The following is a 20,792-nucleotide window of genomic DNA, read 5'->3' as shown; positions in this document are numbered from 1 at the left end:
TCTCACGCCGGACCTCTCATGAGCCACACCATGCACCAGCCTCTGCCACCCTCCGCCGACGACTGCGCGCGTTTCGACGCGACGCTCGGCGCATGGCTCGAAGGCGACACCGACGCCGCGACCACGGCGTGGATGGCGGCGCATCGGGCCTCATGCCCCATGTGCAGCGCGGTGGTGACCGACCTCGAGCAGATCGTGGCCGACGCGGCGGCGCTGCCGAGCGGCATGACACTGTCGCGTGACGTCTGGCCGGAAATTGAAGCGCGGCTCGAAGCCCAGGTCATTCCCATCTCCCGCGGCCAGTCAGGCAGCGCGCAGGTGGCACCAGCCGCACAATTGGCGCCCACACAGCGCGCGTCCGCGCAACTCGCGTCTGCGCAACTCGCGTCCGCGCCGAGCGTTTCCTCGCCGCGTGCGTTCTCGCGCCGCGCTCTGGCCATCGCGGCCACGCTGCTGGTGGCGGTGAGCTCCGGCGTCACCTGGCAGCTCACGCGGCCTGCACGTCCGCTGGTGGATCAGAGCGACGTGGCCATACGGCCCGATGCCCAGCCGTCCACGCAGGTCCCTTCCACCGTGCTGCCGCCGGACGCCAACAGCAACCGTGATACGCCCGACAGCGCGGCCTCGACCACTGCGCCGTCGCGCCGCGCCGTTGGGTCCACGTCCAATGTGCGACTCGTGGCCGATGATGCCCTGCCCGATCTCGACGCCACCTACGAGCGCGAGATCGGCGCCCTGCGGCAGATCGTCGACGAGCGCTTCGCCGAACTCGACACCGCCACGGTGCGTGAGCTGCGCCGCAATCTCGACATCATCGACAAGGCCATCGGGGACAGCAAGGCCGCGCTGGCGCGCGATCCACGCAGCCCGCTGCTCTCCGGACAGCTCGACCGCGCACTCGAAGCCAAGCTGCAACTCCTGCGGCGGGTGGCCCTGCTGTGAACCGGTACCTCCTGCGTTCCCGTCGCCTGCTGCCTGGGCTCGCGGTGGCTACCGCGCTGTGTGTGATGCTGCCCCCGTCACGCGCCGCTGCACAGCACGACACCTCGGTGCGCGTGGGCAGCAGCGCCGTGGTGGACATCACCGTGCGCGACGGGCGTCTCATCGTGCGCGGCGTGGACGGCACCAGCGGCACCGTGCGCGGCGATCATCGGCGCTTCGAGCTGCGCACCACCGGCACCACCATGTCCATGAATCCGCGCGACGACAGCGACAGCCGGTCGCGGAGTCAACGCGATGACGATCTGCTCGAAGTGGACGTGCCACGCGGCGTGCGCCTCGTCATTCGCGGCACCTCGGCCGATATCGACATTCGCGATTTGAGCGGCAGCGTGGACGCCTTCACCAGTTCGGGGACGCTGCGCATCGACCAGGTGCGCGGCCGCGTGAACGCCGCCACGCTCACCGGCGACATCTCGGTGACAGGCGAGTCCAGTGGACTGCGCGTCACGACCGTGAGCGGCGACCTCCGGCTGCGTGAGGTACGCGGCGAAGTGGATGTGCACACCACCAGCGGGGATGTCTCCATCAGTGGCGCGCCCATCGACCGTCTCACGGTGGAGTCCATCAGCGGCGATGTGCGCATGGATGGTCTGCTCGCCCGTGATGCCTGGGTGCGCATTACCGCGCACTCGGGTGATGTCACCCTGCGTCTGCCGGACGACGCCCGTGGAGAGCTGACCATGTCGTCCTACTCCGGTGAACTGCAGTCCGCCGTACCGCTCACCCTCATGCCGGGCGAAGTGTCCCGTGCGCGGTCCGGCCGTCACACCCGTCGCTATCAGCTCGGCAGCGGCGGTCCGCTTCAGATCGATCTGTCAACACTCAACGGCGACATCCGACTCGTGCGCTCCCCCGCCCGATGAAGACCCTGGCGCCCCTGTCCACTGTTCACCGCCCGCTCCGGGAGTCTGTCATGCCCACCCGATCGCTACGCGCGCTCGTTGTCACCACCGCGGCTTTCGCGCTCTTCGCGTCGTCAGCCGAGGCCCAGGAACGTCGCCGCGACGACGCCTTTGCCTGGTCCGGTCGCATTCCGTCCGGCAACGCCATTCGCATTCACAACGTCAACGGCGGCATCGAGGTGCTGCGCAGCAGCAGCGGCCGCGTCGAAGTGTCGGGTGAAAAGCGCTGGCGTCGCGGCGATCCGGAGGACGTGCGCATCGAACAGAAGAGCTACGGCGACGACATCGTCATCTGCGCGCTCTGGACGCCCAACTCGAGCTGCGAAGAGCGCGGTATCCGCTCGGAACGCAATTCGAAATGGAACGATCGCAACGATGTCTCCGTGCACTTCACCGTGCGGGTGCCCGAAGGCGTGCGCGTGGTGCTCAACACCGTCAACGGCGGCATTGAAGTGCGCGACGTGACCACCGAAGTGGATGCGCGCACGGTCAACGGCAGCATCACCGCGCGCAGTGCCGGTGGTCCGGTGCGGGCCCGCACCGTCAACGGCAGCATCGACGTCTCCATGGGGTCGCTCGGCCGCGCCGAGGATCTCGAGTACGAAACGGTGAACGGCGCCATCACACTCGAACTGCCGTCCAACTTCGGCGCCGAGCTCGAACTCTCCACCGTGAACGGCCGCGTCACCACCGATTTCCCGATCACCATCTCGGGCACGCTCTCGCCACGCAAGTTGCGCGGTACGGTGGGCGACGGCCGCACCCGTGTGCGGGCCAGCACCGTCAACGGCAGCGTCACCCTGCGCCGCGGGCGCTGACCGCGCACACACGCACCCGCACCCGAGTCAAGACTGGCCGCCGCGCCCCACTCAGGGTTCGGCGGCCAGTTGCTCGATGCGGGTGGCCAACTCGAAATCCTTGGCCGTGATGCCACCACTGTCGTGGGTGCTGAGCAGGAAGGTCACCCGCGTGTAGCGCACGTCGATGTCCGGGTGGTGTTGCAGGGCCTCCGCCACCTCGGCCACACGCGCCAGAAAGGCGATGCCGGCCGGGAAGTCGGCAAAATGATAGGTCTTCTGCAGCACGGCCCCTTTGCGGGACCATCCGGGCAGGGCGCCCAATTGGCGCTGGACCTCGATGTCGGAAAGTACCGGGGCAGGCGTCATGCTATAGAGTAGGGCGCCCGGAGACCGAACACCACCGTCGGTCACCCTGTCTCTTGCGGCTTCGGATTTTATTCGGTAGGGTCAAGCATGTCGCTCGCCCTCCCGGTCCTCCCGCCGCCGCTCCGGCCGCTCACCGTGCAGGCCGACCTGCAGTACCACGCCGCGCCCGGCGGAGGGATCTTCAACCCGCCGTCGGCCACCCACATGGGCTTCTGGTCCATCAACCCGTATGTGGGCTGTGCCTTCGGCTGCGCCTACTGCTACGCGCGGGACACACATCGCTACACGCTCGAGCGGGCGGGACCGGTGGGTCGGGCGGTGGCCGAGTCGATGCCGCCCTGGCAGGCCTTCGAGCGACGGGTGCTGGTCAAGGAGCATGCGGCGGCGCGTGTGCGCGAGGCCCTGCGGTCTTCTCGCGCTCCAAAGGCCGGGGATTCGCTGGTCATCGGCTCGGCCACCGACCCGTATCAGCCGGCCGAGCGGCGCTTTGCCGTCACGCGCTCGGTGCTCGAGGCCCTGGAGGTGGTGCGCGGCCTGTCCATCGTCATCATCACCAAGAGCCCGCTGGTCACCCGCGACATCCCGCTGCTGCAGCACCTGGCCCGACACAACACCGTGGCCGTGCACGTCTCGCTCATCACGGTCGACCGCGAGCTGGCCCGTCGCATCGAACCGCGCGCGCCCACACCGGAGGCCCGTCTGCGCGGCATTCGCCGGCTGGCCGAGGCGGGGGTGGAGGTCAGCGTGAACTGCATGCCCATTCTACCGGGCATCACCGACGCGCCAGAGCAGTTGGCCGAGCTGGTGGCCCGGGTGGCGGACACGGGGGCCAGGAGCCTCGGGGCCTGCGCCCTGCGGCTGCGGGCCGCGTCCCGACGGCGTTACCTGCCGGTGGTGCGGGAGCAGTTTCCCGAGCTCGCCGCCCGCTACGAGGCCACCTACCGCGACAGTGTGTACGCCCGCGAGACCTACCGCACGGGACTGCGCGAGGCCATGGAGCGGCTCTGTGCCCGGCATGGTCTGCGCTTCCGGGTGTACCGCTACGACGACGCCCGTGAGGAGCCAGATAAAGAAATACACAACGACATACAGCCATCAACCAATCAGCTGCCACTCTTCACCTGACGCCCTCGCACCGCCACTCGGCGGTCTTTTTCTCCCGTTGACTTTCGGTTTTTGTTTGGTATCATGAGCGCCCTGCCGCTGCCGTTCGTCTCTCCCTCCACGCCGCCAGGCGGTCCACCGCCAAGCGGTCCACCACCCAGCGACGCGCTGGCCGGTGTGCAGGCCCGTGTGCAGGCGGTCGTTGCCACCGGGCGTGCCCCGGGCGCGCCCTGGCACACCGGGGTGGCCGCGCTCGACCGGGCACTGGGCGGCGGCATTCCGCGGGGGCGGGTCACCGAACTCACGGGGGCGCTGGCGGTGGGCAAGACCGCCCTCGTGCGGCAGGTGGCGGCCACTGTGCTGCAGGGTGGCGGTTGGGTGGCCTGGATCGACGTGGGCCGCACGCTCGCCCCGGCCACCCTCGCCGGTCTGGGCAAGCGCCTGGTGGTCATTCGCCTCACCCATGCCCAGCGGCATCGCGCGGCCTGGACTGCCGACCTGCTGCTGCGCAGCGGGGTCTTCGGGCTTGTCGTGCTCGACGAGCCCCCGGCTCTCTCGCGTGTGCATGGCGTGCGGCTGGCCCAGCTGGCCCGCGAGCGCGATGCCGCCTGCGTGGTGCTCAGCTCACAGCGGGCCGGCGAGTCTCGCGGCAGTCGCATGGCCGGCACCCTGCGTCTGCGTATGCAGCTGCGTCTTCCGGCGTCGCGGGTCACCGCATCCGACGCCCGCCCCAACACGGTTCGAGTCGTCGTGGAACGCGGCGGCCCCGGACTCCCGCATCAGTCTGTCGAGGTGGATCGTGTCGTCATCCTGGCGCGTCGCGTGTGTGCGCATCCCGAGATTCCCGATCGGCGCGGGGTGGCGCGCAGCGCGCGTCGTCCCTGGGCCGCCCGCGGCAACAGCACCGACCACAGTGTCAGCCACAGCGCCGACACCGGCCAGTTCGTCGACCACGCCGAGCATCCCGTCACCTGGGGCGGACTCGGCGTCGGCAGTCGCGACCTGTACGGAACTGAGCTTCCGGGACATCCAGCTCGAGTTGCTGCCGGACTCGAGGCCGACCCCGGCGACCGACTCCCGCTCCCCGCAGCGCGGCCGATCAGCGGCAACGCCGGTCTCGGGAATACCGGGCGCGGCCTCGACCAGTGGAGCGAACAGCGCATCCAGCGCCGCGAGGAGCGCGAGCAACGTGGCATCCGCGACTGGACCACGTACCGCGGGCGGCGCCGCGCGGCCGAATCCACGTTCGGGCGACGTCCCCGTCAGCCGTCCTCCTGACCCGCCGCACTGGGACGCGGTGCCGCGCGCACTGGCGGTGGACACTCGGCTCAAGGTGGTGTCACTGGCCGCCGGTCGCGCCGGGGTGCGGGCGGGCATGACCATTGCCGAGGCCCGCGCCCGCTGCGCCGCGCTCGACGTGCGTCCATGGGACGAGCACGCCGTGCAGGACGCGGTGCTCGCAGCCACCACCGCGCTGTTGGCCGCCGGTCCGCAGGTCACACCCGTGCACGGTGCGCCCGGCCTCTGGTGGGTGGGCGCCAGCGGCTTTGCCGCGCTGGGCGGGGAGCGGCAACTCGCCGAGACCCTGCTGCACATTGCGCGGCAATGGCATCCCGAGGCACGCGTGGCCATTGCCGACAGTTGTGTGGCGGCACGAGCGGCCACCTGGGCGCCGCGTACCAGCACGCAACCCAGCGTAGACGCCGTGTGTCTGCCACCCGGCGGATGCGGCGCCTATCTCGCGCCGGCGCCGCTGGGGCTGTTGCCCATGCCCGACGAACTGCGCGAGGCGCTCACGCTGCTGGGGCTGCGCACCATTGGCGCCTTCGCCGCACTCGATGCCGGCGATGTGGAGCAGCGCTGGGGCCCCGAGGGACTCAGTGCCTGGCGACTGGCGCAGGGCAAAGACCCGCGTCGTCCCGGACTCGTGCGCGTCGAAGCCGCGCGGCATGCCAGCATCGAACTGCCGGCCGCCGTTGAGCGCGCCGAGCCCATTCTCTTTGCCGTGCGCGCGCAGTTGCAGCGGCTGCTGCACGACTGTGTGCACGACGGTCGGGCGGCAGCGGCCGTGTCCATCACGCTCGTGCTTGATGCCGGCCGTTCGTATCCGCTCGAAGCCATCGGCTCCGACATGCAGGACCACACACAGGTGCCGGAGACCAGCGACGACAACACGCACAACGAGAGCACATGGACATCATCACAGCGACCGGCGCGCGTGGCCGAACATATCGCTGAACATCATACGCCACATCACGCGCCACATCACGCGCCACATCACACGGGCACACGCCGCGAAGGTCCGCGCGATCTGCTCGCCATCCCGCAGCGCAGCATCACGCGCGAAGTGCGGCCGGCACGGCCACTCGCGCGCCTCGAGCCGCTCTTCGATCAGTGTCGCGCCCTGCTCGAACGCTGGAACATTCCCGCGCCCGTCATCGGCGTGACACTCGGCATTCCCGCCACGGCCCCACTCGCTGCCGATCAGGGCGATCTGCTCGTGCCCTCGTGGCGCGACGCCGCCATGAATGCCGAGGCCGTGCTCGCACGGCTGCGCGCCACACTCGACCCCGAGCATCGCGGTGATGTCGTGGTGCATCCCGAAGCGCGTGACACCCATCGCCCCGAGCAAACGGGAGCCTGGGTGAGCGCCGATGCCATCGCACTCGCGGCGGCGCCGCTGCCGCAGGCCACACCGCAAGCGACGCCGCACACGTCACCGCGCGTATCCGCCGTGCTGCGTCTGCTCACACCCGCCGAGGCCATCGAAGTGGAAGCCCCACGCGGCATACCGCAAGCCATCTGGTGGCGCGGTCGTCGTCTGCATGTCGTCGACGTGCTCGGCCCTGAACGTCTGAGCGGCGATTGGTGGCGCGGCGAACACTACGCGCGCGACTACTGGCGCACCGTGGCCGACCCCGATGGCGAGTTGCTCATTTACCAGGACCGCGCCGCCTGGTATGTGCACGGGTGGTATGACTGAGTGTCAGCTACGGGACTGCGTCAGCATCTCACCCAACCCACAACCCGAAACCTGAACACAGAACTCGAAACTGATCAGTTTCGGGTTCTGTGTTTGAGTATCGCGCTTTGCGTCTGAAGAACTGCAAACACAAAACTCGAACTCACAGCTCAAAGCTCACCGAAGTGTCCGCAAGCACAGTTCTTCAGGTTCCTCGCGCCAGACCCTATTCCACTATGCTGGCCAAGTCGACAACACCGACGCATAGTCCGACCATGGCCATCCACGACCTGCCACCGCCAACCTGGCATCAGCAGACCCCGGAGTCGGTCCTGCGCCTGATCGACTCGCGCGCCGACGGCCTTACGGACCACGAGGCCGAGACGCGCCGCGCGCAGTACGGTGACAACCTGCTCGTGACCGCGGCGCGCCGCAGTGCGTTGCGCATGCTGCTTGCACAGTTTGGCGACGTGATGGTGCTCGTGCTGATCGGCGCAGCCCTTGTCGCCATGCTGGTGGGCGAAGCCGAAGACACGCTCGCCATCGTGGCCATTGTGCTGCTGAATGCGGTGTTGGGTTTTGTGCAGGAGTATCGCGCGGAGCAGGCATTGGCCGCGCTTGGACAGATGGCCGCGCCCAGCGCGCGGGTCCGGCGAGCGGGCCGCGAACAGAGCATTGCCGCCCACCGCCTCGTGCCCGGCGATCTGGTGCTGCTCGAAGCCGGCAACGTGGTGCCCGCCGACCTGCGGCTGCTGCACATCCAGCGTCTCGCCGTGGATGAATCGGCGCTCACCGGCGAATCGCTGGCGGTGGAGAAGCACACCGCCGCACTCGACGACGCCGAGTTGCCACTGGGCGATCGCCGCAATCTTGCCTACAAGGGCACCACCGTGACGGCCGGTCGCGCGGAAGGTGTGGTGGTGACCACCGGCATGCGCACCGAGCTTGGACGCATTGCGGCGATGCTGGGGGCGCAGCAGGACCCGCGCTCACCGCTGCAATTGCGCCTCGCCGCCTTCGGACGCCGCCTCGCGGTGCTGGTGCTGGGGCTCTGCGCCGTGATCTTTGCCGCGGGGCTGCTGCGCGGAGAAGACGCGGGACTCATGTTCATGACCGCACTCAGTCTTGCCGTGGCGGCCATTCCCGAAGCACTGCCGGCCGTGATCACGGTGGCCCTTGCACTCGGCGCCCGTCGCATGGTGCGGCAGCAGGCCCTCATCCGCCGACTGCCAGCGGTCGAGACCCTGGGCTCGGTGACCTTCATCTGCACCGACAAGACCGGCACACTCACGCAGAACCGCATGCAGGTAGATCGCGTGCGCGCCATCAATGAGCACGAGGCGAGTGACGCCGCAACAGAAGGTGCGCCGGTACTGTCGCTGGCCGAGGCCGTGGTCCTCTGCAACGATGCCACACCACAACCCGACGGCAGCCTGCTTGGCGATCCCACCGAAACCGCGCTGTTGCAGCACGCGCTGTCGCACGGTGTGGACCTCGCCACACTGCGGCAATGTTGGCCGCGCGTGAACGAGATCCCCTTCACGTCAGAGCGCGCACGCATGACCACCGTGCACGCACATGGTGACACGCTCGTGGCCTGCATGAAGGGCGCACCGGAGCAGGTCCTGCCACGTTGCCAGGCATCGGCGCACGCCGCCGAGGCCATGCAGGAAGCGGAGACCATGGCGGCCGAGGGACTGCGCGTGCTGGCGGTGGCAGTTCGTTCGCTGCCCCCCGGCGACACCGACCACGTCGCCGGTTCCGCACTCGATGCAAACACGCTGGAGCGCCACTTCACACTCCTCGCGCTCGTGGGGCTGCTCGACCCGCCGCGCGAGGAAGCGGCCCAGGCGGTGGCGCAGTGCCGCAGCGCCGGCATTCAGGTGGTCATGATCACCGGCGATCACCCCGCCACCGCGCGCGCCATTGCGGCGCGGGTTGGTATTGACAGCACAGCGCCGGTGCTGAGCGGTCGCGAGGTGGCCGGCATGGACGACGGGGCCCTGCGCGTGGCCCTCGCCGATACGCGCGTGTTTGCGCGCGTCGCGCCGGAGGACAAGCTGCGCATCGTGCAGGCCCTGCAGGCGCGTGGTGAGTATGCGGCCATGACGGGCGACGGTGTCAACGATGCGCCCGCCCTCCGGCAGGCGAACATCGGTGTGGCCATGGGGCGTGGCGGCACCGATGTGGCGCGCGAGGCCGCGCACATGGTGCTGCTCGACGACAACTTCGCCACCATCGTGCGTGCGGTGCGCGAAGGCCGTCGCATCTACGACAACATCCGCCGCTTCGTGCGCTTCGTGCTGTCCACCAACAGCGGTGAGATCTGGACGCTGTTTCTCGCGCCGCTGCTGGGATTGCCGCTGCCGCTCTTGCCCATGCACATCCTGTGGATGAACCTCGTGACCGACGGATTACCGGGGCTCGCCCTCACGGCGGAACGCGCGGAGCCCGACGTCATGCAGCGCCCGCCCCGCCCGCCGTCGGAAAGCATCTTTGCCCACGGGCTCTGGCAGCACGCGGTGTGGGTGGGACTGCTCATGGCGGGTCTTGCCCTGGGCACGCAGGCCTGGGCGCTGCGACAGAACAATGCCCGCTGGCAGACGCTCACCTTCACTGTGCTCACCCTCTCGCAACTCGCACATGTGCTGGCCGTACGCTCCGAGCGCCATCCGCTTTGGCGCATTGGGCCGTTCAGCAATCCGCTGCTGCTGGGTGCCGTGCTGCTGACCTTCGTGCTGCAGGTGGCCATCACCCACACGCCGGCCCTGGCGCAGCTCTTCCGCATTGCGCCACTCAGCCTGGCGGAGTGGGGGCTGTGCGTGGGCGTCGCATCCGTCGTGTACGTCGCCGTCGAAATCGAGAAGGTTTTCATCCGAACCCGAGGCTGGTATGCCGACGTTACTCCTCGCTCTTGATGGATCGCTCGAGGCCGAAGCGGCCGTTCCGTTCGCGACCGAACTCGCCACCGCACGCGGGTTCGCACTCGACATCGTGACGGTCGTTCCGCCAGCCGTCGACGTGCGGGCCGTGTCGGGTGCCCCGGTTCCTGATGCGTCGTGGCGCGCCGAGCAGCAAGTGACGCTTCGTGCTTCGGCTCGAGACTATCTCGCTGCGGTTCGCGACGGCATTGCCGCGCAGGTCCCAGATCTCGAGGTGTCAATCATGGTGTTGGACGGCACACCCGCCGCCACCCTGGCCGCGCACGTCCACGACACGGGCGCAGTCGCGCTCGTCCTCACCACGCACGGTCGCGGCGGCGCCTCGCGCCTCTGGCTTGGCTCAGTGGCCGATGTGCTGCTGCGTCTGTGCCATGTCCCAGTGTTGATCGTGCGATCGCCTGATCTGGAGCAGGGCGGACTGGACGCCCCTGCACCAGCCGCGCAGTCCATCGCTACATCGCTGCAGACCCATCGCCCGGCACTCTCGCGCGTCATGGTCACCTTCGACGGCACCAGGGCGGCGGACGACGTCATGGCACCGGTACGGACCTTGCTGGGGGACAGCCCACACTATGTGCTGACGCGCGTAGCCAGTCCCCTGCATCCCATGTTGCGGCGCATCGCCACGGCCAGCACATACGAGCGCGACCTCGCCGAACAGGAACATCGCGCCGCCAGCTATCTGGCCGAACACGCCACGACGCTGCGCGCTACGGGAGTGGCCTGCGAACTGCGAGTTCCGGTGGGTATGGACATCGCCACATTGATCGTCGAACACGCGACGCAGTGCGACGCCGGTCTCATTGCGCTGGCCACCCACGCGCGCGGGCCGCTCGGCCGCAGCCTGCTTGGCAGCGTGGCCGACAAGGTGCTGCGCAGCGCGACCGTGCCCGTCCTGCTGTACCGACTCGCACGCTGAGCGGCCCTTACATTGTCAACCGGCACGCTCGTTCTACAGTTCATGGCCACGGCAATGGTCATTGTGGCCTGCGGTGTGGTCCTGGCGCGCACGGGCGACACCATTGCCGACCGCACGAAGCTGAGTGGTGTGTGGGTCGGCTCCGTGCTGTTGGCCCTGGCCACATCGCTGCCGGAGATAGTCACCGACGTCGCCGCCGTGCGACTCGGCGTGGTGGACCTTGCGGTGGGCGATCTGCTCGGCAGCAGCATGGCCAACATGCTCCTGCTCGGCATCGTGACTCTGTCGCCCGGCGGACGGGCGCTGTTTGGTGGCGCCTCACGAACCCACAGTCTCAACGCCGCCCTCGGTATCCTGCTCACCATTTTGGTCGCCATCACACTCATTGTTCGTCCGTCCCTGCGCGTGCTGGGTGTGGGGATCGGCTCGCTGCTCATACTGCTGGTCTATGTGCTGGTATCCGTCGTGGCCTATCGCATCAATCAGGATCGGCCGCTGCCGGACAGTCATCGCGATCTGGTGGGGGCCATGTCCATGCCGCGCGCAGTGGCCGGCTTGCTGGCCAGTGCGCTGACCATCGTGCTGGTCGCGCCACACTTCGCGCGCCTGGCACATGTGCTGGCCGAGCAGTCGGGACTGGGGGCGACGGTGGTGGGCACCGTGCTGGTGGGGCTCAGCACCTCGCTGCCGGAACTCGTGACATCGTTGGCGGCCGTGCGACTCAAGGCCTATGACCTGGCCATCGGCAATCTCTTCGGCAGCAACGCCGTGAACATGCTCGTATTTGCCGCACTGGATCCGCTGCATCCACCCGGCGCGCTGCTGAGTGTGGCGGACGCGTCGCATCTGTTGACTGCGCTGATGGCGGTGGCGCTCATGGCCGTAGGGGTGGTGCTCACCGTACTTGGACCGCAGCGCCCGGCGGCCGTCTCGCGGGGCGGCGGGGCGGCGCTGCTGTTGCTGTACGGTGTGGGGGTGTGGTTGTTGATGCGCTGACAGGCGGGACGGGCGTGCCGGTCTTCGCCGGGGTGACCAGGAAACCTTGAATGTTCGGCATTTATTCGGTATCTTTGAGTGTCTGCTATGCGCCCCGCCTCCCGCTCGACTCCGGCGCGACCTGTCCGCCAGTACGCCGAACTGCACTGCCACTCGGCGCTCTCCCTGCTCGACGGGGCGTCCCTGCCGGAGGCGCTGGCCGAGCGGGCGGCCGAACTGGGCTACCCGGCCCTCGCCCTCACGGACCACGACGATCTGGGTGGCGTGGTGCGCTTCGGCACCGCCTGCGCGGCGGCCGGCATTGGCGGCATCCTGGGCGCCGAACTCACCGTGCGCATGCCCGAACTGGGCGCGGCCCGCGCGCAGGGGCGCAGTGTGGGCGAGCGCCGCACCCATCTTGTGCTGCTGGCCGAAACACGGGAGGGCTATCGCAACATCGCCTCGCTCATCACCCGCGCGCGCATGGACAGTGAACGTGGGCGGCCCTCGGTGCCCTGGGCGCTGGTCACACGCCACACGCAGGGAGTCACGGCACTCAGCGGCTGCCCCAACGGATGGATTCCGCAACTGCTGGCCGAGGGACGCGAACAGGATGCCTGGACGGCCGCCACCGAATTGCGTGATGTGTTTGGTGAGCATCTCGCCATCGAGTGCTGGGATCACCGACTGCCCGAAGAACGCGCGCTCGTGCAGCAGCTGCGGCCACTCGCCGCGCGACTCGGTGTGCCCTGGGTGGTCACCAACAACGTGCACTACGCCACCCCCGACGCCCGCATCGTGCACGACGTGCTGGGGGCTCTGCGCCATGGTCGCACGCTCGACAGCATGGGCACACGTCTGCGTCCCAACGCCGAGTGGGCGCTCAAGGCACCGGCGCTGGTGTACCGGCGCTGGCGTGGTGCCGAAGAGGGCGTGCGCGCCACGCTGAGCATTGCCGAGCGCTGCGCGTTTCGTCTCGAGCAGCTGAGGCCCAGCATGCCCGCCTTTCCGCTGCCACCGGGTGTCACGGCGCAGGAGTATCTCACGCGTCTCGTGGAGCACGGCGCGCACGAACGCTGGGGCACAGAGCGCACGCCCAAACACGAGCGGCAACTGGCGCACGAACTGGGCATGATCCGCAAGCTCGACCTCGCGGGCTACTTCCTCATCGTGTGGGACATCGTGCGCTTCGCGCGACGTGAAGGCATTCTCTGCCAGGGCCGGGGCTCGGCCGCCAACTCCGCCGTGTGCTACTGCCTTGGCATCACCGCCGTCGACCCCGTGCGCATGGGGCTGCTGTTTGAGCGCTTCCTCAGTGAGAACCGTCAGGAGCCGCCCGACATCGACATCGATTTTGCGCACCGCGATCGTGAGCGCGTGCTGCAGTACGTGTACAATCGCTACGGGCGCGAGCACGCGGCCATGGTGTGTGAACAAATCACCTGGCGCGGGCGCAGCGCGGTGCGTGACGCTGCCCGCGTGCTGGGCTTCTCCACGCAGCAGGCCGATGTGCTCGCGGCACTCAGTGATCGCTTCAGCGCGCGCAGTACGGCCAACGCACTGCGTGTGGTGGACGACGCGACCACGGCCAATGAGCTGACCGCCAAGGAAACGGACGCGAAACCACCCGCGCCCCGTCGCCCGCTCACGGCCTCCGACCGTCCGGTGCCCGGCGCGAGTTACGAACCCCATGGCTCGCCCAACGCACAGCGTGCACCGCGTACCATCAGCGCACGCGACGCCACCTGGCAGCAACTCATGGACACCCGCGTGGAGCGCAAGCTGGCCGGTGATGCGCGTGAAGCGCTTGGCCCGCTGGCCAAGGGAGCCGACAAGGGTGCTGATCAGCAGATGGCTGGAGGCGAGGAACCCGCCGCCAAACACGCACACGAACACGCACACGCACACGAACACGGTCGCAATCGCACCACCGGCTCACGCGAGGGCATCACCGGGCGCGCGATGCTCGAGCGCGCCGGTCTCGACGCCAACGACCCGCGGGTGCAGCAACTCGCGCACGTCGTGGACGGCCTGCACGAACTACCGCGTCACCGCTCCATTCACGTGGGCGGCTTCATTCTCGCGGAGGAACCCCTTGGCTCCATCGTGCCCCTCGAGCCCGCGTCCATGCCGGGTCGCACCGTCGTGCAATGGGAGAAGGACGATCTCGACCCGGTGGGCCTCGTGAAAATCGACCTGCTCGGACTCGGCATGCTCACCGTGGTGCAGGATTGTCTGCTCTACATCCGGCACACGCGTGGTGTGAACGTGGACCTCGGGCAACTCGACATGAGCGATCCGGCCGTGTACGACGTCATGTGCCGCGCCGACACGGTGGGCCTGTTTCAGATCGAAAGCCGTGCGCAGATGAACACGCTGCCGCGTCTCCGGCCGCGCTGTTTCTACGACCTCGTGGTGGAAGTGGCCCTCATTCGGCCCGGCCCCATTCAGGGCGAGATGGTGCATCCCTATCTGCGCCGGCGCGCCGGACAGGAACCCATCGTGTACCCGCACCCCTCGCTCGAGCCGGTGCTGCGGCGCACGCTGGGCGTGCCGCTGTTTCAGGAGCAGGGCATGCAGGTGGCCATCACGGCGGCGGGCTTCACGCCCACGCAGGCCGATCAGCTGCGCCGCGCCATGGGTCACAAGCGTTCGCGCGAGCGCATGGCCGCCATTTGCGAAGAACTCATTGCCGGCATGGCGCGCAACGGCATTCCCGAAGAAACGGGACTGCGCATTTACAATCAGATCAACGCCTTTGCCGACTACGGTTTTCCCGAAAGCCACGCAGCGAGTTTTGCGCTCATCGTGTACGCCACCGCCTGGCTGCGTCACTACTACGCGCCCGAGTATCTCTGCGCCATTCTCAACGCGCAGCCCATGGGGTTCTACGCGCCGGGCACGCTCATCGAAGACGCCAAACGTCATGGGGTGCAGGTCCTGCCCATCGATCTCACGCGCAGCGTATGGGACCACAGCCTCGAGCTCGCCGATGGCCGCAGCCTCATCCCCAACGACGGCATTGTGCGTTGGCGCAGCACCCCCAACAACGCCGAAAAGAACTCAGCACTCAGCAACTTCAACTCAGAGCGCAAAGCTGACAGGCCCTCGGCCACAGCACCGCCACCCGTTGCCGTCCGCCTCGGCCTCCGCCTCGTCCGCGGCCTCGGCGCCAAGGCCCGCCGCAATCTCGAAGCCGCATTGCGCGACGGGCCCTTTGTCGATCTCGCCGACGCCGTGCGTCGCGTCACGCTCGACCGCGCCGCCTGGCGTCGTCTCGCCGAAGCCGGTGCCTTTGACGGTCTCTACGCCCACGAGCCGCCCGCGCGTCGCCGCCGCGTGGCGCTCTGGGACGTCATGGCCGCCACGCGTGCTCCCGAGCTGCCCCTGGCCCCGCGTACGCAGCACGCCGCCCCGGCGGCCGTGCCGGCCTTCACGCCGGTCGAACTCACCGAAGCCGACTATCGCATGACCGGCCTGTCGCTGGCCGGCCATCCCATGGTGCATGTGCGCGCGCATCTCGCGCGCAACGGCGTGTACACCGCGCAGCAGACACAGACCGACGGCCGGGATGGTCAGCCTGTGGCCGTGGCCGGTCTCGTCATTTGCCGACAGCGGCCCGGCACCGCCAAGGGCTTCGTGTTTCTCACCCTCGAAGACGAAACCGGCATGATCAACGTGATTGTCACACCCGACCGCTTCGAGCAGCATGCGCTGCTCATCTCCACCTCACCCCTGCTGCTCATTCGCGGCACGCTGCAGGTGGAGCAGCATGTGGTCAACGTGCGCGCCAAGCAGTTCAAGGCCCTCGAACTGGGTGGTGGCGAGCAGCATGTGAAGGGGCACAACTACCGGTGACCCACTGAGATCGCGGCTTACTGCCCTCGCCACCTCAGATCGAACCTGTTCACCGCTGGCGATGGCAAGCCAGTACCCCTCTGGCTGAATCGCAGCAACACCGTATCGATCTGCGAACTCGGATTGGCACCGGGACGCTGCGTTGCAAGCTGCACACTTGCGGTGTCTATGCTGGGCACTGAGAAGTCTCCAAGTAGTTCAGCAGAGAACTTGAAATACCCGTTAGCGTCAGCTGTGACAGGGACTCCCACACTGAGTATCGGTCGTTCGCGCAGTGCGGTCACTGTAATTGTGGCGTTCCCGATACCCACGCCAGACTGTGAAACTACGCGCCCTTCGACCGTAGCCATTGGCGGCCAAATGAATCCTTCGCCGTCGACTGGATCTTGCTTGGAGCAGGCCATGCCCACCAGTGCGAACAGGCCAAGGATGAGGTAATGCACAACCCACTCTCCTTCTAGAGGTTGTAGAAGTTCTTCCGCCAGAGAGCGCGCACGCCCGTGAGACCGTGCACTCCACGTCGAGTGCACGGGTTGACGTCGAACGGGGTAACGTTGATCACCGTCCGGAGATCAGAGTTCGCCGCGTTGACCTGAACAGACACGGCTTACTGCCCTCGCCACCTTACGTCGAGTCTGTTCACCACTGGCGACGGTACACCAGCAATCCTGGGACTGAATCGCAGCAACACCGTATCGATCTGCGCAGCGGAGTTGGCACCGGGACGCTGCGTTGCAAGCTGCACACTCGCGGTGTCAATGCTTGGCACTGAGAAGTCGCCGGGTGCTTGAACGAGGAACTTGAAATACCCGTCAGTGTCAGCCGCTATTCCAACCTGTATGTCAAGTACCGGCCTCTCGCGCAGCGCGGTCACTGTAATCGTGGCGTTCCCGATCCCCGCGCCAGATTGTGAAACTACGCGCCCTTCAACCGCAGCCATTGGCGGCCAAATAAATCCTTCGCCGCCAACCGGATCCGTTTTGGAGCAGGCCAGGCCCGCCAGTGCGAACAGACCAAGGATGAGATAACGCACGATCCAGTCTCCCTCCTAGAGATTGTAGAGGTTCTTCCGCCAGAGCGCGCGGACATCCGTGAGACTTGGCAGCGTCACCGAGAAATCGTAGGTGAGAGACAAGTAGGTGGCGAAACTGGACTGGTACGCGACGGGCGCCGAACTCGCAGAAGTCAGCGTCCCGTCCAAGCAATACACCAATTCGCCCGATCGAGACACCTGCGTTCGACTGGGAGTGTGGAAGCGGCAGCTTCTCAGGATACCGAGCAGCGTTGCACCAGAGATGGAAACGGTATCGTCATCCCCGGAAGTCCAGTCGTAGGTACTTGAACTGTCGACGAGATCGAACAGAGATCCGCTGATCGCCATTTCGAAGACGAGACCAGCCAGCCAACATGTGATTTCACGTTCATATCCTCGTGCAGAAGCAATGCCGAGAGAGACATTGCGAGCATCGTCAGGCGGCGCTGAATACTGTAACGAGTAATCGTGGCACCGTCCAACTGCAATCCCAGTACAGCATCAAGCGGATCCACGTCTGTCACCTTTCCTTCAAACCGTGCTCCACGTCACGCCACTGGTCCCACTTTGACGCCCATGAATGAATCGAACTGCGCTGACGTGACAATCAGCGCGCCTACGGCGCGCAGATGGCGTGACAGCCATGCAATCTGCAGAGCATGAAGGAGTCGAATTCGCGACGCGCTGTCGGGTGTCGCGGTACATTACCGAGTGGATCCTGGAGTGACCCATCCAATCCCGAAGACTTCCCCCCATGAATCAATCCGTCGTACTACGTGGCAATCGCCTGAATCGCGCCCTGGCAGTGGCCGCCCTGACAATCTGGCTCGGCGGTTGCAGCAACGGCGATTGTGGAGGCGCTGCATTGCATGGTCTCCGGATCCGTGTGGTTGACGCGAGAACCCAAAGATCTCTCGAGCAGATGGCAACCGTCACGGCAACGGAAGGGGCATACACCGAAATACTCACAATCGACTACTCTCGGCCGAACGAGCGACTCTACCTTGGAGCCTCTGAACGCTCCGGTACATATACCGTACAGGTAGAAGCGCCGGGCTATGCTGCCACGACGCGGACCGACCTGACGGTCACCCGCAATAGGCGGTGCGGCGATATCAGACCACTTGAAGTCACCATCGCGATGACACCGAGCGCACCATAGCGCTGTATAGCAGCAACGCCCTCTACCGCTTGGCCGCGCCCCGCGTCCAATAGATCACCAGCACGCAGGGCTGCGGCGAGTCCGCCGGCCACGCTGCGCCGCGGTATCGCTCGGGCACCTTGGCATACACATCGTAGACCTCAAGTGCGACGATGTCCTGTGGCCGCCAGATGCGATCTGGCTTCCACGTAACGTCGCCTTTGCCCAGCGATGCACCACGCTCCATTTCGGGCTGCCCGTTCCACAGTCGCACCATGCAGCGGCTGGTCACTGGCACTGGAAGAAACTCGCCGCCATGCGGTCCGTCCCGTTCAAACTGCCGACGAATCCCCGGCACGCCGTCAAACAGGTCGGCCATATCAGTGGCGCGCAGGGCACGTATCTCGCCCGCATCGCGGAAGTAGCCCACGCCGGCACGCCGACGACATTCAAAACCCGCCAGCGACGTCGGGTCACATGCGTGCTGATCGAAGACCCGCACGGTGTCCATCGCCTGCGCGTAACGCAATAGCTCCACGACAACATCCTGCTCCCCGGCACGCACCGCAATTCGTTGCTCCAACGGCCGGTATCCTATGCGACGTACGCGCAATGTGGCGCGGCCAACCGGCAAATCACGAAGCAGGAATCGCCCCAACGAATCACTCCGTGTGCGACGCTCGTCCTGACCCATTATCACATCGACGTCGCCAAGGCCGCGCCCGTCAGCGTCGAGCACAACACCAACAAGTGTTCCGCGGGCGGCCTCTTGATTCTGCGCGCCAACCATCGACGCCGATCCCACAAGAAGACCACCACACACCAGGACACATGGCCACATCATCGCAGCGTTCCCTCGCGCGCTCACACCACCACCTGCGCCAGAGTACCCAGTTCGATCACCTGCGCAGGCTGCGCACTGCTCAGCGCCGCGCTGGCACCGGTGTACACCAGTTCATGTGCATCGCCACCCTTGCGGTCCAGCCGTGAGCCCGCCACCTCACCCAATGCGCCGTCGATTAGTCCCATATTGCCCCGTCGTTTCGGCCAGCCACCATGCCATGCGCCAGATCAGCACGGCGACTTGGGCCACGCTGCAACAGGCTCCAGCTATTCTAGCGAGAATGGACCACGTCCGCGCGGGCACTGCGTGAGCGTGTCAGGACTCCGACGCCAGCAGCAGATCCTGCACATGCATCAGCAACACCGAATCCGGTGCGGGGCCGCGCAACCAGCGTACAGGGGCGCCGTCGCGCGAAGGCACGGCGGCCAACGGGCTCTCCGACGAGGTCGCCAGCGTCGCGCCATAGGTCCCCAGCACGAGCACGGGGACATGCGACCACGCCACCGCGAGCTGCTGCAGCACCTTCGCAGCGCCGCCGCCTGGCAAGTGCGCACTGCAGAGCAGCACCGCCGGAGGCGCGCCATGTCGCATCGACGCCAGCACCTCCTCACCCGAACGACACGCCCGCACGGTGTAGCCGGCCCGCTCCAACGTACGGGCCAGGGCATCACGCTGCGCCGCATCATGCTCCACGACCACCACGTCCTGCTTGACGTCTGTGGGTGCCAGGCGTCGCATGGCCGTGGGTAACGGAAACCACAGCCGGAAGCTCGACCCCTGTGCCTCACGGCTGCTGAAGGTGAGGAATCCGCCGTGCTGTGCGACCATGCCGAGCACCGCCGACAGACCCAACCCGGCGCCGTCGCCGACCGGCCAGCGCGACATGAACGGCACACCGACCTGCGCCTGAACCGGCATCGGCATGCCGATGCCCGTATCCGTGACAGTCAACACCGCGTAGCGCCCGCGGGGCATGTCCCGACCATCGCAGGCCGTTTGACCGCCGCCGCTCACCGCCTCCTGCACGTCAATACGCACGCGCCCGCCCCGTCGCGTAGCACGCGTTGCATTGGACAGAAGGATATCAAGCATGATTTGCAGTTGGCGCGGATCGAGCATGATGGCCATGGCAGGACGCGCGGCCCGCACCTCGACGGTGCCCGACGCAAAACGTTCCGCTGCCTGTTCCGCCATCTCGCACAGATTCGACGGGCGGGCGGCGTGCGGTGCGCCCTGCGCGTACTGCAGCAGACGTTGCACAATGAGAGCGCCCCGTGAGGCCGCTGCCAGCACGGCCTCGGCGTCGAGTCGTTGCTCGGACTCGGGCGACTGCTCCGCCAGCATACTCGCGTACCCGACGATGACCTGCAGTGTGTTGTTGAGCTCATGGGCCACGCCACCCGCCAGGTCACGCGTGCGGCGCAGGTGCCGCAGTTCCAGCGCGTGCAGCGCCTCATCATGCGCACGCCCCTCGGCCTGTAGCCGATCCGCGATGTCCCGAAACACCAGGACGGCCAGGACGACGCCGTCGCGCTGCACGAGCTGGGCATGCGATTCCACCACACGCACGAGGCCATCGAAGCCGTACACCGGCTCGCGCACGAAAGGTGGCCGTCCATCGACCGGTCGGCCGTGCAGCAGTTGGTGCGCCACGGACTTGAGGTACGGCCGTTCGAGCGTCGCCCGCACCGGCTGGCCGATGACTTGTGCGCGATGTGTGGCCCCAAGCAGACGCAGAGCTTCCGCATTGACGTCCACGAACACTCGACCGTTGTGCATCACCACACCCGATGACGCATCGGTCGCCAGCATCGGGTCCATGGACATGGCCGTGCCGCGATTTCCAGGCACAGCGTACGCCTTCGGTGTCATCCTTCCCTCCATTCGAAATACGCCACCTTCAGCTGGCGCGAGTGATGGTGGCCCGTGTCATGAACATGGCGG

General features: G+C 67.1%; 14 protein-coding genes. 10 read left to right on the top strand and 4 right to left on the bottom strand.

Features of this window, described 5'->3' with window-relative positions; translation table 11 throughout:
- Positions 1–30 precede the first annotated feature (30 nt).
- The 3 genes from B2747_RS11415 to B2747_RS11405 are packed head-to-tail and all read left to right on the top strand — an operon-like array spanning position 31 to position 2,722.
- Positions 31–942: a hypothetical protein gene (locus tag B2747_RS11415; protein WP_291160681.1), complete on the top strand. Its 912-nt coding sequence runs from the start codon at positions 31–33 to the stop codon at positions 940–942.
- The gene (locus B2747_RS11410; protein ID WP_291160679.1) at positions 939–1,865 is read left to right on the top strand and encodes a DUF4097 family beta strand repeat-containing protein; all 927 of its coding nucleotides are present in this window, start codon (positions 939–941) and stop codon (positions 1,863–1,865) included. The genes B2747_RS11415 and B2747_RS11410 overlap by 4 nt, the downstream gene beginning before the upstream one ends.
- A gap of 50 nt (positions 1,866–1,915) precedes the next feature.
- Positions 1,916–2,722 carry a DUF4097 family beta strand repeat-containing protein gene (locus tag B2747_RS11405; protein ID WP_291160677.1) on the top strand — a complete coding sequence of 269 codons (807 nt, stop codon included), beginning with the start codon at positions 1,916–1,918 and terminating at the stop codon, positions 2,720–2,722.
- A 51-nt stretch (positions 2,723–2,773) separates the two neighbouring features.
- Here B2747_RS11405 and B2747_RS11400 read toward each other — a convergent pair whose 3' ends face one another.
- Complete coding sequence (locus B2747_RS11400; protein ID WP_291160674.1) at positions 2,774–3,070, bottom strand: 4a-hydroxytetrahydrobiopterin dehydratase; 297 nt, start codon at positions 3,068–3,070, stop codon at positions 2,774–2,776.
- 87 nt (positions 3,071–3,157) lie between these two features.
- Here B2747_RS11400 and B2747_RS11395 point away from each other — a divergent pair, with 87 nt between their 5' ends.
- The 7 genes from B2747_RS11395 (at position 3,158) to B2747_RS11365 (ending at position 15,830) form a co-directional block, all read left to right on the top strand.
- Positions 3,158–4,195 carry an SPL family radical SAM protein gene (locus tag B2747_RS11395; protein ID WP_291160672.1) on the top strand — a complete coding sequence of 346 codons (1,038 nt, stop codon included), beginning with the start codon at positions 3,158–3,160 and terminating at the stop codon, positions 4,193–4,195.
- A gap of 63 nt (positions 4,196–4,258) precedes the next feature.
- Complete coding sequence (locus B2747_RS11390) at positions 4,259–5,452, top strand: hypothetical protein (RefSeq protein ID WP_291160670.1); 1,194 nt, start codon at positions 4,259–4,261, stop codon at positions 5,450–5,452.
- Between the two features lie 19 nt (positions 5,453–5,471).
- Positions 5,472–7,157: a DUF6504 family protein gene (locus tag B2747_RS11385; protein WP_291160667.1), complete on the top strand. Its 1,686-nt coding sequence runs from the start codon at positions 5,472–5,474 to the stop codon at positions 7,155–7,157.
- Between the two features lie 254 nt (positions 7,158–7,411).
- A complete protein-coding gene (locus tag B2747_RS11380) occupies positions 7,412–10,054 on the top strand; it encodes a cation-translocating P-type ATPase (RefSeq protein WP_291160664.1) in 2,643 nt (880 codons plus the stop codon).
- Entirely contained in the window at positions 10,029–10,997 is a 969-nt protein-coding gene (locus B2747_RS11375; RefSeq protein ID WP_291160661.1) for a universal stress protein, read from the top strand. The genes B2747_RS11380 and B2747_RS11375 overlap by 26 nt, the downstream gene beginning before the upstream one ends.
- 42 nt (positions 10,998–11,039) lie before the next feature.
- Positions 11,040–11,993 carry a sodium:calcium antiporter gene (locus B2747_RS11370; RefSeq protein WP_291160658.1) on the top strand — a complete coding sequence of 318 codons (954 nt, stop codon included), beginning with the start codon at positions 11,040–11,042 and terminating at the stop codon, positions 11,991–11,993.
- Positions 11,994–12,080: 87 nt separating this feature from the next.
- A complete protein-coding gene (locus B2747_RS11365) occupies positions 12,081–15,830 on the top strand; it encodes a DNA polymerase III subunit alpha (protein ID WP_291160655.1) in 3,750 nt (1,249 codons plus the stop codon).
- Between the two features lie 2,217 nt (positions 15,831–18,047).
- Here the strand turns inward: B2747_RS11365 and B2747_RS11360 are convergent.
- From B2747_RS11360 to B2747_RS11350, 3 genes are all read right to left on the bottom strand, one after another.
- Positions 18,048–18,848 carry a carboxypeptidase-like regulatory domain-containing protein gene (locus tag B2747_RS11360; RefSeq protein ID WP_291160653.1) on the bottom strand — a complete coding sequence of 267 codons (801 nt, stop codon included), beginning with the start codon at positions 18,846–18,848 and terminating at the stop codon, positions 18,048–18,050.
- Positions 18,849–18,868: 20 nt separating this feature from the next.
- Positions 18,869–19,033: a hypothetical protein gene (locus B2747_RS11355; RefSeq protein ID WP_291160650.1), complete on the bottom strand. Its 165-nt coding sequence runs from the start codon at positions 19,031–19,033 to the stop codon at positions 18,869–18,871.
- Positions 19,034–19,163: 130 nt separating this feature from the next.
- Positions 19,164–20,699: a two-component system sensor histidine kinase NtrB gene (locus B2747_RS11350; protein ID WP_291160648.1), complete on the bottom strand. Its 1,536-nt coding sequence runs from the start codon at positions 20,697–20,699 to the stop codon at positions 19,164–19,166.
- Positions 20,700–20,792 lie beyond the last annotated feature (93 nt).

Source organism: Gemmatimonas sp. UBA7669 (assembly GCF_002483225.1).
Lineage (GTDB): Bacteria > Gemmatimonadota > Gemmatimonadetes > Gemmatimonadales > Gemmatimonadaceae > Gemmatimonas.
Note: the sequence above shows the minus strand (reverse complement) of the source record. Positions and strands in the feature narration are given on the sequence as shown.

What these genes read in the sequence shown, in the direction of transcription:
- B2747_RS11415 (WP_291160681.1), top strand. Translation starts at nt 31, where the DNA reads ATGCACCAGCCTCTGCCACCCTCCGCCGACGACTGCGCGCGTTTCGAC.
- B2747_RS11405 (WP_291160677.1), top strand. Translation starts at nt 1,916, where the DNA reads ATGCCCACCCGATCGCTACGCGCGCTCGTTGTCACCACCGCGGCTTTC.
- B2747_RS11400 (WP_291160674.1), bottom strand. Translation starts at nt 3,070, where the DNA reads ATGACGCCTGCCCCGGTACTTTCCGACATCGAGGTCCAGCGCCAATTG.
- B2747_RS11395 (WP_291160672.1), top strand. Translation starts at nt 3,158, where the DNA reads ATGTCGCTCGCCCTCCCGGTCCTCCCGCCGCCGCTCCGGCCGCTCACC.
- B2747_RS11390 (WP_291160670.1), top strand. Translation starts at nt 4,259, where the DNA reads ATGAGCGCCCTGCCGCTGCCGTTCGTCTCTCCCTCCACGCCGCCAGGC.
- B2747_RS11380 (WP_291160664.1), top strand. Translation starts at nt 7,412, where the DNA reads ATGGCCATCCACGACCTGCCACCGCCAACCTGGCATCAGCAGACCCCG.
- B2747_RS11375 (WP_291160661.1), top strand. Translation starts at nt 10,029, where the DNA reads ATGCCGACGTTACTCCTCGCTCTTGATGGATCGCTCGAGGCCGAAGCG.
- B2747_RS11370 (WP_291160658.1), top strand. Translation starts at nt 11,040, where the DNA reads ATGGCCACGGCAATGGTCATTGTGGCCTGCGGTGTGGTCCTGGCGCGC.
- B2747_RS11365 (WP_291160655.1), top strand. Translation starts at nt 12,081, where the DNA reads ATGCGCCCCGCCTCCCGCTCGACTCCGGCGCGACCTGTCCGCCAGTAC.
- B2747_RS11360 (WP_291160653.1), bottom strand. Translation starts at nt 18,848, where the DNA reads ATGATGTGGCCATGTGTCCTGGTGTGTGGTGGTCTTCTTGTGGGATCG.
- B2747_RS11355 (WP_291160650.1), bottom strand. Translation starts at nt 19,033, where the DNA reads ATGGGACTAATCGACGGCGCATTGGGTGAGGTGGCGGGCTCACGGCTG.